Annotated in this window: 8 protein-coding genes; 5 read left to right on the top strand and 3 right to left on the bottom strand. The window is 63.9% G+C overall.

Going from position 1 to position 12,682, the window contains the following annotated elements:
* Positions 1-113: 113 nt before the first annotated feature.
* Both AB8A27_RS00380 and AB8A27_RS00375 read left to right on the top strand, forming a co-directional pair.
* A complete protein-coding gene (locus tag AB8A27_RS00380) occupies positions 114-305 on the top strand; it encodes a hypothetical protein (RefSeq protein WP_441244787.1) in 192 nt (63 codons plus the stop codon).
* Between the two features lie 574 nt (positions 306-879).
* The gene (locus tag AB8A27_RS00375; RefSeq protein ID WP_441240193.1) at positions 880-3,441 is read left to right on the top strand and encodes an autotransporter family protein; all 2,562 of its coding nucleotides are present in this window, start codon (positions 880-882) and stop codon (positions 3,439-3,441) included.
* Between the two features lie 44 nt (positions 3,442-3,485).
* Here the strand turns inward: AB8A27_RS00375 and AB8A27_RS00370 are convergent, their stop codons facing one another.
* Positions 3,486-5,390, bottom strand: coding sequence for a CHASE2 domain-containing protein (locus AB8A27_RS00370; protein WP_441240192.1), 1,905 nt, complete (start codon positions 5,388-5,390; stop codon positions 3,486-3,488).
* A gap of 36 nt (positions 5,391-5,426) precedes the next feature.
* A complete protein-coding gene (locus tag AB8A27_RS00365) occupies positions 5,427-5,948 on the bottom strand; it encodes a FecR domain-containing protein (RefSeq protein ID WP_441240191.1) in 522 nt (173 codons plus the stop codon).
* A gap of 475 nt (positions 5,949-6,423) precedes the next feature.
* Between AB8A27_RS00365 and AB8A27_RS00360 the strand changes: the two genes are divergently transcribed.
* Complete coding sequence (locus tag AB8A27_RS00360; protein WP_441240190.1) at positions 6,424-7,716, top strand: adenylosuccinate synthase; 1,293 nt, start codon at positions 6,424-6,426, stop codon at positions 7,714-7,716.
* Positions 7,717-7,769: 53 nt separating this feature from the next.
* Positions 7,770-9,368 (top strand): hypothetical protein, encoded by a 1,599-nt coding sequence (locus tag AB8A27_RS00355; RefSeq protein WP_441240189.1) that lies wholly within the window; start codon positions 7,770-7,772, stop codon positions 9,366-9,368.
* Between the two features lie 118 nt (positions 9,369-9,486).
* Here the strand turns inward: AB8A27_RS00355 and AB8A27_RS00350 are convergent, their stop codons facing one another.
* Complete coding sequence (locus AB8A27_RS00350; protein ID WP_441240188.1) at positions 9,487-11,349, bottom strand: tannase/feruloyl esterase family alpha/beta hydrolase; 1,863 nt, start codon at positions 11,347-11,349, stop codon at positions 9,487-9,489.
* A gap of 196 nt (positions 11,350-11,545) precedes the next feature.
* Between AB8A27_RS00350 and AB8A27_RS00345 the strand changes: the two genes are divergently transcribed.
* Positions 11,546-12,550, top strand: a complete 1,005-nt coding sequence (locus AB8A27_RS00345) for a VOC family protein (RefSeq protein ID WP_441240187.1) — start codon at positions 11,546-11,548, stop codon at positions 12,548-12,550.
* The last annotated feature ends 132 nt before the right edge of the window (positions 12,551-12,682 follow it).

The raw sequence follows: 12,682 nt of genomic DNA, 5'->3' as shown, positions 1-12,682 counted from the left end.
TATCGCGCTCAAGCGCATGATATTTGGAAGTGATGAAGCCCGTCGGTGATGTTCACCGGCGGGCTTCGTTGTTGTTACCATATGTCGGCGTCCGATCAGGAGATGAGGCCATGATGAGTGAACGTCTGGATACGCTCAAGGCTGCTCGCGCGCGCATGGTTGAAGACCGCGATGCGCATGCGAAAGTTCTCGCTGCACCGTTCAATCGCGACAATGCGGAACGGGCGCGCATGAAGTTTATGGAGTTGCAGAACGTGATCGACGCCATCGATCGCGCCATCGCGAGCGAGCAGGCTGTTTCGTAGCGCTGCCGTCTCCCCACTCAGTGCACGTAATTGCGGAATCGTCTCGGCGACAATCCACGATCAAAGGTGTGCTGGGCTTGAGCTATCAATCCAGAGTGGCTGATAAAATTTCGCTTTGATACTTAGGCCGGACTCACGCAGGACCTCGCATAAGGTGTATCGCGTGCCAACAGGCGACATCGCCGGCTTTGCGCGCCGATCGTCGAACAAAGGCGGATGACTGGATCTGATCCCCGCAAGACTTTGTTAAGCGTCTTTCGTTGCGCAAACGGCACACGCCGCGTGTTTGTTCGGGATGAAGACGTTTCGATTGTTGTCTGATTGTTTCAGCTCATTTAGCTTCGCAGGTGTTCTTCGCAGACTGCACGGCAACTAACATCCGCATCCTCGAACGGTGTGGACGCAATCGAAACTGGAATAGCGCATGCGCGAATGCATCGGGGCTGTGACGGTCAGGCGACAGCCAGATGACGTGCGCCACAAGACTCCGGATCGGCCTCGGCGATCCGCGCCTGACAGCCACGGAACGCGATTGCTTCGCTCGCTCTTGGCAAGTGCGTCGGCGATGGTGCTGATGGCTCTGTCCGTCGGTTCGGTCGCCGCCCAAAGTTGGACCGGAACGACAAGCAACGACTGGACGGCCGGAGCCAACTGGTCGGGTGGTGTGGTCCCGATCGCCGGCGGTGTCACTATCGACACGACGTCGCCAAACCCGACTGTGCTCGGCGTCACTGGTCCCGCGGCCGGAACGACCGGAAACATCTCCGTCGGCGTGAACACTGGTTCAACCGGCAGCCTCACCATTCAGAACGGGAGCACGCTGACGAGCAGCGGCGCGAGCCTTGTGATTGGAGTCGCGGGCGGAAGCAACGGCACCGTGACGGTCACGGGAGCCGGATCGCAGTGGATTACATCCGGCAGCCAGATCAACCTCGGCGCCAGCGGCAATGGTACCCTTAACATTCAGAACGGCGCTGCAGTAGTGGCCCAATCAGGGGTCTCTTTGGGGACCTTCGCCGGCGGCACAGGCACGCTCAACATCAATGGAGGCAGCAGGCTCGAGACTAATAACCTCGCGCGCGTCGCTGTTGGAACCGGCCAGGTCAATTTCGATAATGCCATTCTGCGAGCCAGGATAAACAACAACTTCTTCATCAGCGGATTTTCGCCAGGCAACCTCAATATTGCCGCGGGCGGCCTGACCATTGACACCCAGGCTTTCACTGTGGGCGCGGGCTCCGGGTTTTCCGGTGTCGGTGGATTGACCAAGATCGGCGCCGGCACATTAAATCTCCGGGTATCCAGCGATTATACGGGGCCGACGATGATCCAGGTCGGCACTCTTGCGCTTGCCAGTACTGGCTCGATTAGCGCATCGAGCCGGGTGGTCGTAGATGCAACCTTCAATGTCTCGGGTATTACTGCGGCGGGCACGAGCATTCAGAGCCTCGCCGGCAGCGGCGCCGTCACGCTCGGCGCAAAGAATCTGGCCATCACCGATGCGAAGAGCGATGTGTTCGCCGGCGTGATCTCCGGCACCGGCGCACTGACGGTCAGCGGCGGCATGCAGACCCTGGCCGGCGTCAACACCTACACCGGTGGAACCACGGTGAGCGGCGGCACGCTCAGCGTCAACGGCAGCGTGTGTGGCGCCATGAACGTGCTGGCCGGCGGCACGTTGCAAGGCACCGGGACGGTCTGCGATACATCGAACGCGGGTATCGTGGCACCCGGTAACTCCATCGGAACGCTCACCGTCGCGGGCAACTACACCGGCAATGGCGGCACGTTGCAGATCGAGACGGCGCTGGGTGGCGATTCCTCGCCGACGGATCGGCTTGTCGTCACGGGCAACACCGCAGGCAGCACCAATGTGCGGGTGATCAATGTCGGCGGCACTGGTGCTCAAACCGTCGAAGGCATCAAGATCGTCGATGTCGGCGGCGCGTCGAACGGCGCGTTTTCGTTGCTCGGTGATTATGTCATTCAGGGCCAGCAGGCAGTGGTCGCCGGCGCCTATGCCTATACGCTGCGCAAGAACGGCGTCAGCAATCCCGCCGACGGCGACTGGTATCTGCGTTCAAGCCTGATCGATCCGCCGACCGCAGCACCGGGCGCCACGCCGGTGCCGGCCGCGCCGCTGTATCAACCGGGCGTTCCGCTCTACGAGAACTATGCGCAGGTGCTGCTCGGCATGAACGATCTGCCGACTCTGCAGCAGCGTGTCGGCAATCGCTATTGGGGCGGCAGCGATGCCATGGCGCGCGCCGGCGTCGCGCCGGTGCCGGGTGAGACGTCTTCGGCGCCGACGGCATTCTGGGGCCGCATCGAAGGCGGGCATTCCGATCTGCAGCCCTCCAACGCCACCGGTTCGACCACCAAGGCCGATCAGTTGAAAATTCAAGCGGGCCTGGATGGCCTCGCGCTGGAGAATGAGCGCGGTCGGCTGATCGTTGGTCTCACGGCGCAATATGGCCTGACGACCGCCAATGTCGCGTCGACCTTCGGCAATGGTCGTATTCGCGTCGAGGGAGCCGGCGTCGGAGGCACGCTGACCTGGTATGGTGACAACGGCGTCTATGTCGACGGTCAGGCGCAGTCGATGTTCTATCGCAGCGATCTGTCGTCCGCGCTGGTCGGTAGCCTGACCCACGGCAATGAAGGGGTCGGCTATGCGTTCAGCGCCGAAGCCGGCAAGCGGTTCTTCGTCGGCAACGGCTGGTCACTGACGCCGCAGGCGCAGCTGTCCTATTCGAGGGCAGAGTTCGATAATTTCACCGATCGGTTCGGTGCGCCGGTGTCGTTGCGCAATGGTGACAGCCTGCTCGGCCGCGCCGGACTCGCGCTCAATCATCAGAAGACCTGGAACGACGGCACGGGCATCATGCGATCCGACGTCTACGGCATCGGCAATCTGCGCTACGAGTTCCTCAACGGCACCAATGTCGATGTTGCCGGCACCAGCTTCGCCAATGCGCAAGACCGGCTGTGGGGCAGCATCGGCGGCGGTGGCGCCTATAGCTGGGCCAACGGGCGCTACGCTATCTTCGGTGAGCTCTCCTACAATGCCAGCCTCAACGGCAGCTCGAACAGCCGCAATTACAAGGGCACCGGCGGTTTCCGCGTTGTGTGGTGAATGATGCGATCGGCTCGGCGGTGTGACGGGTCATCTGGACCGCGTCACGCGCCGCCGTTGACGATGTAGCGATCGATCGCCTGCATGGGCTCGCTATTGCACCAGAACCACGCACTCACGCCAGTGCTGCGGCCGCGGATCTGAACTTCTGTCGGGCCGGACAGGGTGCCGGTGGTCAGCATCGGGCAGTCGTCACCGGCGCGGCGCAGCAGGTCATCGCTGACGGCCACTTCAGCGCCGTGACCAGCCGCGACCTCCATGAGCCGGCTGGCGACATTGACGGTGTCGCCGGTCGCGGTGATGTGCTGGTAGCTCGCGCCGCCGAGGCGCGATGCAACGATATCGCCGAAATGCGCGCCGATCTTGAATCCGATCTGGCTGGCGATCTCGGGCGGAAGACCGGCTATCCATGTGCCGGTGCGCGTCGTGAGGTCGATACAGCAGCGAGCGGCACGGGCTGGATCATCATCGGCCACGACAGGCAGTCCGAACAGGATCATCGCGCCGTCGCCCATGAAGCTTGTCACTACACCGCCATGGGCGAGGGTCCCCTGATCGATCAGCGCATGGAAGGACTTCAGCAGGTCGCGCACCACGTCTGCACCGAGCGTCTCGCTGAGCCGCGTAAAGTGAGAGAGATCGATGAAGACGACGGCGGCATGCTGATGCACCGGCTGCAACAGGTAGTCCGGATTCTTGATCAGCCATTCGCGCAGGCCCGGCGCCTGGAACTGGCGCAATAGATCGCTGCGGGCGGCGAAATGCTGCACGCTGCGCCGGCTGCTCCAGATCTGCAGCGCGCCGAATGCCATCGCCGGCGGCATGGCCGCCGCCAGCGGCAATGCAGCACTCATCCAGATGCCGTGGCCATAGGCGATGGTGTTGATCACGGCCCACAGCGCGACGACGGCGACGATCGTAATGAGGCCGACGGCATTGCGTCGCCAGGCGAGCAGGGCGATGCAAAGGATCGCCAGGACGATTGCGAAGCCGGCATCGAACATCCGGATGGATGTATTGCGCAGCAACGTGTCCTTGGCGAGCAGATGCGTGATCGCGGTCGACACGACCTCGACGCCGGGCATCACCGGATCGAACGGCGTGGAGAAGAAGTCGCCGCCGCCGCTGACGGTGACACCGATGGCGACGACGCGATCCTCGACATCGGCGCGGCGGAGTTTGCCCGCCAGAACCTCCGATGCGCTGATCGTCCGGATCGTGCCGTGCGGCCCATAGAAAGACATCGGCAGCAAATGGCCGACATCGGTCGGAACATGGCTGCCGGCGAGGGAGAAATTAGACTCGCCAATCTGGGTGTCGTCGCGCGAGGCGGCGGATGCGACACGCAGCGGCATCGACACCATCACACGATCAGCCGAGCGCATCAGCATCGGCATCGAGCGCGGCACGCCGCTGCTATCGGTGTTGAGATTGACCACGCCGACGGTGGCCTGATCGGCGAAGACTTTCAGCGGCAGCAGAAATCCCGCCGCCACCGGCAGGTCCGCGAGCGGCCCGGCCTCCTTGGTGGCTACGGTCTGTTTGGACTCACTGAACAGCGCCGCCGCGGCGATGACGGTGTTGGTCTTGCCGAGCGCCTGTGCCAGTGCGGCGTCGGTGTCCGCCGCGCCGGCATCGACCAGCAGCAGATCGAGTGCGAGCACTTTCGGTTTGTAGCGCGCGATCTCCTCGACGATCTTCGTTAGCGTAGCACGGGGCAGCGGATAGCTGCCTTGTTCGCGCGCGACCTGATCGTCGATGGCGATGATGGTGACGAGATCGGGCGGTTTCTTCACGCCGCGGATCTGGATGCGCAGGTCGGTCAGCGTCGCTTCGAGACGATCGAGAAAGCCGACATCGCCGCGGTTGTGACCAAAGGCCAGCGCTGCCGCCCACACCCCCGCCAGGATCATGGCGAGCGGTGTCTGCAATATGCTGGCCTTCATCATCGTCGTGTATCCGGGCCTCTTAACGTCCAAGCCTCTTTAACGACCAAGCCTTGCCATCAATGCGGCGACACGCGGCGCGGGCCAGCGCTTGATCTCGAGCGGTGTCGCCGATGCATCGACATCGACGCCTTCACCGGGGCTGAGAGTCACGCTGCCGCGGCCGGTCACACGCCTGACGCCGACGCGACCGGTCTCGACGAAGACGGAAGTCTTGCTGCCCTCGGCGTCCACCGCCCAGCTGGTGCCACGCACCGCGGCAATCGCTTGCGGTGTCATCACCTCGAAGGTTTTGCCGGCTTTCTGTTTGGCGGCGTCGATGAAAACCGCCTTGCTTTGCAGGTCGACGCCGTCGATACGGCCGTTGCGGTCGCGATCGAGCAGTGTGAAGCGCGCGCCGTTTTCAGCAATGATCGTCACGCCACTGCAGCGCAGGGTTTGCGGGCCGCCGGTTGGCTGGCTCGATGTGCAGCCGGGGCCGGCCTGCTGCGCCGATACAGCACTGCCATACAGGCACGCCGCAGCAATCATGGCCGCCGCCAGCCTGATTGAATGGGTCATGATGGTCACTCCTGAACGCCCCATAGGTAAGGCGGGCGGCGCGGGATTCCGTTCAACGTCTGCGGGCGAGCGGTGTAATTAACGCTCGGAGGTACCCATATAGGGCGACGCAGCGGCACAACGAGGGCAGATTTCCATTGATAGGCCTCATCTCACGACCATGTGAGATTGAGAGGCATTCTCAGCAATCGGGCCGCGAGCGCTGCCGCAATCTCGCCACATCGCCCCGGATTTTCAGGGGATATCAAAGGTTTGCATGGGGCCGACGAGGCCATTTTTGGGGCGTTCGTGCTTGTTTTCCCCCCGCGCTTCCTTTATTCCCGTTTTGCATCGCAGACAGCGTCCTGGAAGGCTTGGGCAACCAAGATCATTGGCCGCGTTTAGGCAGATGCCTGGGCGTGATCCGGCAAACGGCAGACCGTTTTCCGCGCTGATCACGCTTCGACGCGTGTATTTTTCAGAGGACTAGCGCCAAATGGCCAATGTTGTCGTCGTCGGCGCCCAGTGGGGCGACGAGGGTAAGGGCAAGATCGTTGACTGGTTGTCGGACCAGGCGGATGTCGTCGCCCGCTATCAGGGCGGCCATAATGCCGGTCATACGCTGGTCATCAACGGCCAGACCTACAAGCTGGCGTTGCTGCCGTCGGGCGTCGTGCGCCAGTCGAAGCTCTCGGTGATCGGCAATGGCGTGGTGTTCGACCCGCAGGCCTTCGTCGATGAAGTCGCCAAGCTGAAGGGCCAGGGCGTCGATGTCGGCCCGCACAATCTGCGCGTCGCCGAAAACGTCACGCTGATTCTGCCGCTGCATCGCGAGCTCGATGCGCTCCGCGAGAATGCCAACAAGGCCACCGCCATCGGCACCACCCAGCGCGGCATCGGCCCGGCCTATGAAGACAAGGTCGGTCGTCGTGCGATCCGCCTGATGGATCTCGCCGATCTCGCCACGCTGCCGCACAAGGTCGATCGCCTGCTGACGCATCACAATGCGCTGCGCCGCGGTCTCGGCCTCGCCGAATTCAACACGGCCGATATCGTCAAGGAGCTCGCCGCCTTCGCGCCGGTGCTGCTGCCTTACGCCGAAGCCGTCTGGCGGCTGCTCGACGGCAAGCGCCGCGAAGGCAAGCGCATCCTGTTCGAAGGTGCGCAGGGCGCGCTGCTCGATGTCGATCACGGCACCTATCCCTATGTTACCTCGTCCAACACCGTGGCGGCGCAGGCAGCGACCGGTACCGGCATGGGCCCGGGCGCGGTCGGCTATGTGCTCGGCATCTGCAAGGCCTACACCACGCGTGTCGGCCAGGGGCCGTTCCCGACCGAACTGCTCAACGAGATCGGCGAAGAGATCGGCCGTCGCGGCAAGGAATTCGGCGTCAACACCGGGCGCAAGCGTCGCTGCGGCTGGTTCGATGCGGTGCTGGTGCGACAGACTGTCCGCACCTGCGGCATCAACGGCCTGGCGCTGACCAAGCTCGATATTCTCGACGGCTTCGACACCATCGAGGTCTGCGTCGGCTACAAGCTCGACGGCAAGGAGATCGACTATCTGCCGGCCGGCGAGGGTGCCCAGTCCCGGATCGAGCCGATCTACGAGACCATCGAAGGTTGGAAAGAGCCGACGGCCAATGCCCGCTCCTGGGCCGATCTGCCGGCACAGGCGATCAAATACGTGCGCCGGATCGAGGAATTGGTTGGCTGCCCGATTGCATTGCTTTCCACGAGCCCGGAACGCGAGGATACTATCCTGGTGCAAAACCCGTTCGAGGCTTAACGGACTGTTACCGGATAGCCTCCAAATTGATGCACCCGCAACATTGAGTCGAGATGGCTGATTACTACCCGTTGATCGCCCGTGCCATCGCCGGACTGGACCCCAGTGCTCCCGGTGAGCAGCGGCGCGCGCTCTATGAGCGCGCCCGCACGGCTCTGATTGCCCAGTTGCGCAGTGTCGAGCCGCCGCTCAGCGAGTCGGAAATCACTAGGGAGCGGCTGTCGCTCGAAGAGGCCGTCCGCAAGGTCGAGTCCGAGGCGGCCCAGCGCGCCCGCGATGCTTCGCGTCCGCCGTCGGATGGCAAGCCGCGCGCCGGCGATGCGTTCCGCAATGCCGGGCCGCGTGCCGGTGCCACGCCGGCCGAGCCGTCGCCGCGCGGCCGTCAGCCGATCACGCCGACACCGCCGTCTCCGCGCGCCCCGGAAGAGCCGCGTCCGCCGCGCACCTTGCGCGTCGATCCGCCGCCGATTCCAAAGCAGCAGGCACCCAATGCCGGTGCACAGGATCCGAACGGTCCGCCAGCCCGCGAACGGTCAGGCACGCCGCGCCGCTCCGATAACAATACGCCGCCGCCGGCCCGCAATGATCGCGGCGACCAGGGCGATGCCGCGATGCGCGGTTTCCGCGACGTCACCGCCGATGTCGATGATCTCGGCCGCGCCGCCGCCCAAGCCAACCGGGCCGCGCGAAAAACCTACGCCAACGTGCCGTCGCCGACGCCGGAATTCGATCGTCTCGAACCCAGCATGGAAGCGCGCAGCGAGGCGTTCGGCTACGACGAGACGGCTTACGACGAGCAGACCGGCGACGAGTCGCAGGTGCCGCCGTCGCGCATCAAGGATTCCAAGGGCAAGAAGGCGAAGCCGCCCAAGCCTCCGAAGCCGAGGCGCGTCAGCGGCGGTTTCCCGTTCAAGACCGCGCTTCTGATCGGCATCGTGATGATCCTGATTGGCGCCGTGATTCTGGGCTGGCCGACGATCAACAAGATGGTGCGCGGTTTCGCCGGTGGTTCGGCGCCCGTCGTCACCGACAACAAGGATGCGCCGCTGGCGCCGCGGCCGAAAATCGCCGATCGCGTCGGTCAGCCGTCGTCATCGGATCAGATTGCGCCGGTCGCGCAGCGCGTCGTTCTGTATGACGAGGATCCGGCCGAGCCGAAGGGCCGGCAATATGTCGGTACGGTGGTCTGGCGCACCGAGCAGATCAAGGGCACCGGCGGCAAGCCGGCCGACATCGCCGTGCGCGCCGACATCGAGATTCCCGAACGCAAGTTCAAGATGACCATGTCGTTCCGCCGCAACACCGATACGTCGCTGCCCGCCAGCCACACGGCCGAACTCACTTTCGTCCTGCCGCCCGATTTCGCCGGCGGCGGCATCGCCAATGTTCCGGGCGTGCTGATGAAGTCGAACGAGCAGGCGCGCGGTACGCCGCTGGCTGGTCTCGCGGTCAAGGTCACCGACGGCTTCTTCCTCGTCGGTCTCAGCAATGTCGAGAGTGATCGCACACGCAACCTGCAGCTCCTGAAGGAGCGGTCATGGTTCGATATCCCGCTGGTTTATACCAACCAGCGCCGCGCCATCATCGCCATCGAGAAGGGCTCGCCCGGCGAGCGTGCCTTCAACGAGGCCTTCGCGGCCTGGGGCGAGTAAGCGCCAGCCTCTCGGCCGTCATTGCGAGGAGCGAAGCGACGTGGCAATCCAGAGCCGCAAGCGAAGACTGGATTGCTTCGTCGCAAGTGCTCCTCGCAATGACGGCAACGAGTGACAGCTACTTGCAGCCAAAGCTTCCCGCGTCCGTCACCGCTCCACCATTCCACACCGTGCGTAGCGGATAGACGCAAGCCGGATAGCTCAACTTGCTGTCGCGTGACGTCAGTGCGATCTCGCCAGGCGCGACTCCCTTCTCGACCCAGTCCGTCAGCGCCGTGAAGAACTGATCCTGCTCGCGCGTCGGCGTCTGGTTGGCATTGCCGGGAAGCTTCGGCAGCGGCACGGAATCGTTCTGGCCGCCGACCGTATAGGCGCGGCCCTGCGAACTGTGGGCCGAGCCGGGCAGCAGATACATCCGCATGAACTTCTGCACCTCGGCGTGGCCGCCCATCTGTGCGACGACGCGCTCGTGATAGTTGACGTTGCCGGCGGGCGGGATCGCGTCGTCGACGAGGCCGCTATAGACGATGACCTTGCGGCCGAGATCGCGCAACTTGCCGAGATCCGCCTTGTCGGTGCCGAGATTGCTGAACAGGGTGGGTTGCAGGGCGACAGACTTGCTCACCGTATCGGCGAGTGATGCGTAACTGAGCTCCTGCCATTTGTTGCGCTCGGTGGTCGCGCGCGTCGTGAACGGAATGTTCGACGGGTTGGTGGCACTGGCATCGGCAGCGTAGCGAACATCCTGCAAGGCGAGAGCCGCGCTATCGGCGGACGCGCCGGTGATCTGCCCGGTGATCGCCGTGGTCCTGGTGAAGGCCCACCACACCTGCTTCGTGCCGAGCGCCTTGCCGCTGCGGCTGTCGGTGCTTTGCGCAGCGTCGTAGCTGCCATCGGGCGTCGCGCCGAACCAGATCCGGTCGAGCGCCATCGCTTCCTTGAGGCTCATGCAGGTTGCCCCATCGGTATTGCTGCCGGTGACGCCCTGGCCGGCTTCGCCGCTGCAGAGGGCCGCGGCATCGCGCGCGGGATCGTAATCGCAGGCGAACGGATCGAGCAGGAAGCCGATCCCGGCCTTGTCGCAGGCCGCAAGCGCGCGCTTGTTGGCGGCGTCGATCTTGGCGGCGAAGGCGGTGGCTTTGGGCTTGTCGAGTGCGGTGAAGCCAAGCTCGGTCTTCATCACGATCTGCGGATACAGCCCGGCCGTGCCGAATTGCGGGATGTTCAGCGCCGGCTGGGCGATCATGTAGCCGTCATAGAGCTCGGGATAGTCCTGGGCGATCTTCATGCCCTGCCGGCCGCCCTGCGAATGGCCATCGTAATAAGTGTAAGCCGGGGCCTTGCCGTAATAGAGCGTGGCAAGTGCTTTCGTTTTCACGGCCTGCTCGACCATGGCGCGGATCGAGAAGTCGCGAAACCCTTCGGTATTGACCTTGCCGTCGGAGAGAAAGGTGAAGGAGCCATCCTGATACCAGGGCTGTCCCGCGTCGGTGGTGCCCGACGCATAACCCATATTGGCGTTCACAAGAGCCGGTACCTTGCTGCCGATCTTGTCGGCGGTGCGATGGCCGCCGCCGACCCATCCGCCGCCGCCGTAATTGCGGATGCGCGTATTCCAGTTCGCCGGAGCGGGCAGCCAGACCTCGATGCCGATGCCCTCGGACCAGGAGCGCGCAGCCTTGTCCTTTTCCGCCGTGAAGCCTGGACCGACCAGAAGCTTCACCAGGCACATGTCCGCCGCCATGGTGATCGGGCGAGGCGAATCCTGCGCGACCAGTTCCTCGCCCTTTTTGATCGCCCGCACAGCCACCACGGTGGTGGCCTCATCGGGATGAAATGCGGCCTTGATACCGTCATCACAGGCAAGCTGTTGTGCGGAAGCGGGGACCGTGGTGCCGCACAGTGCAGCCAACAAGGCCATCGCCGTCACGACGGCACGCGCGCGGTTGTCATCACGGATGATGTGGGGGGCAGTCGACATGGCGTTTCCCGTTTGTCCTGTTTTTTGTTGGGGTGAGTTCTCCTCACTTCGTCTCTGCGATCAACTACCAAAACGAGGCTTGAGCGTAACATTATGTTAAAAAAGCCCGCGTGGACTGGACCTACAGCGATGTGATTTGACCCTGTAGGGTCGCCTGCTATCCACAATGATCCGCTCTTCTGCCATGGACCTCCGCATGACCACGCGCCGACAGGTGATGAAGCTCGCTGCCTTTGCTGCCAGCCAGGCCGCGCTGATGGGCGCGGTGCGTGCCGAGGGCGGCGTCGCTCCCGGCGCGGCCTCGTCGTCACCGCTAGCGGTTGCACCGCTGGCGGTCGCACCGCTGCCCTTCGCGCAGCAGACGCCGATGCGGATCGGTGCGGCCGCGCTTCGTGTCCGCGACCTCGGCAAGATGCGCAGCTACTACACGGATCTGCTGAAGCTCGGCACCATCAGCGAGAGCAAGACCGAGGTCGTGCTCGGCGTCGATGGCGTGGCGCTGTTGCATCTGATCCATCGGCCCGATGCGCCGCTGGAAGCGCAGACCACGGCCGGGCTGTTTCACACCGCGTTCCTGATGCCGAGCCGCGCCGATTTCGCACGCTGGCTGATCCATGCCGCGCTGGCGCGCACGCCGTTCGACGGTTTTGCCGATCATCACGTCAGCGAAGCGTCCTATCTCACCGATCCCGAGGGTAACGGCATCGAGGTCTATTCGGATCGGCCGCCGTCAGCGTGGAAATGGACCGGCGACACGGTCACCATGGGGACCGACCAGCTCGACATCGACAATATCGTGGCGCAGACGGATACGACCCGCGATCAGTATCACGCCGCGCCGAAGGCGCTGCGGATCGGCCACATGCATCTGCGCGTTGGCGACGTCGCGCGCGGCCGCAATTTTTATGAGGGGTTGATCGGGATGGAGCCGACGCGGCTCGGCCGGCCGGGTGTCGCCTTCCTGTCGTCAGGCCGCTATCACCATCACATCGGCATCAACACCTGGCAGAGCGCCGGTAGCGGTCCGCGCAATGCGCAGGAGACCGGGCTCGCCTGGTTCTCGCTCCGTATTGCCGATGATGCCGTAATGGCCGACCGCAAGCGCCGCCTTGCGGCAGCGGGCCTGTCAGGCGAGTCGATCGCGGATGGGGTTGCGATCGCCGATCCCTGGGGCACTCAGGTACGGCTCGTGAAGGCGTAAGGTCTAGTCGTCCCCGCGAAGGCGGGGACCCACAACCACGGTCAGTATGGTTGAAACGGCAGAGCTATATCGACTGCTCTAAACTATTTCTCAGGCGTGTATGGGTCCCCGCCCCGCGTGCGCCTTCGGCGC

Source organism: Tardiphaga sp. 768_D3_N2_1, assembly GCF_052076105.1.
Taxonomy (GTDB): Bacteria; Pseudomonadota; Alphaproteobacteria; order Rhizobiales; family Xanthobacteraceae; genus Tardiphaga.
The sequence above is the reverse complement of the archived record's forward strand: the minus strand, read 5'-3'. Positions and strand labels throughout refer to the sequence as shown.

Excerpts from the sequence above, each read along its gene's own strand:
- AB8A27_RS00380 (WP_441244787.1), top strand. The coding sequence starts at position 114 with ATGAGTGAACGTCTGGATACGCTCAAGGCTGCTCGCGCGCGCATGGTT.
- AB8A27_RS00375 (WP_441240193.1), top strand. The coding sequence starts at position 880 with ATGGCTCTGTCCGTCGGTTCGGTCGCCGCCCAAAGTTGGACCGGAACG.
- AB8A27_RS00370 (WP_441240192.1), bottom strand. The coding sequence starts at position 5,390 with ATGATGAAGGCCAGCATATTGCAGACACCGCTCGCCATGATCCTGGCG.
- AB8A27_RS00365 (WP_441240191.1), bottom strand. The coding sequence starts at position 5,948 with ATGACCCATTCAATCAGGCTGGCGGCGGCCATGATTGCTGCGGCGTGC.
- AB8A27_RS00360 (WP_441240190.1), top strand. The coding sequence starts at position 6,424 with ATGGCCAATGTTGTCGTCGTCGGCGCCCAGTGGGGCGACGAGGGTAAG.
- AB8A27_RS00355 (WP_441240189.1), top strand. The coding sequence starts at position 7,770 with ATGGCTGATTACTACCCGTTGATCGCCCGTGCCATCGCCGGACTGGAC.
- AB8A27_RS00350 (WP_441240188.1), bottom strand. The coding sequence starts at position 11,349 with ATGTCGACTGCCCCCCACATCATCCGTGATGACAACCGCGCGCGTGCC.
- AB8A27_RS00345 (WP_441240187.1), top strand. The coding sequence starts at position 11,546 with ATGACCACGCGCCGACAGGTGATGAAGCTCGCTGCCTTTGCTGCCAGC.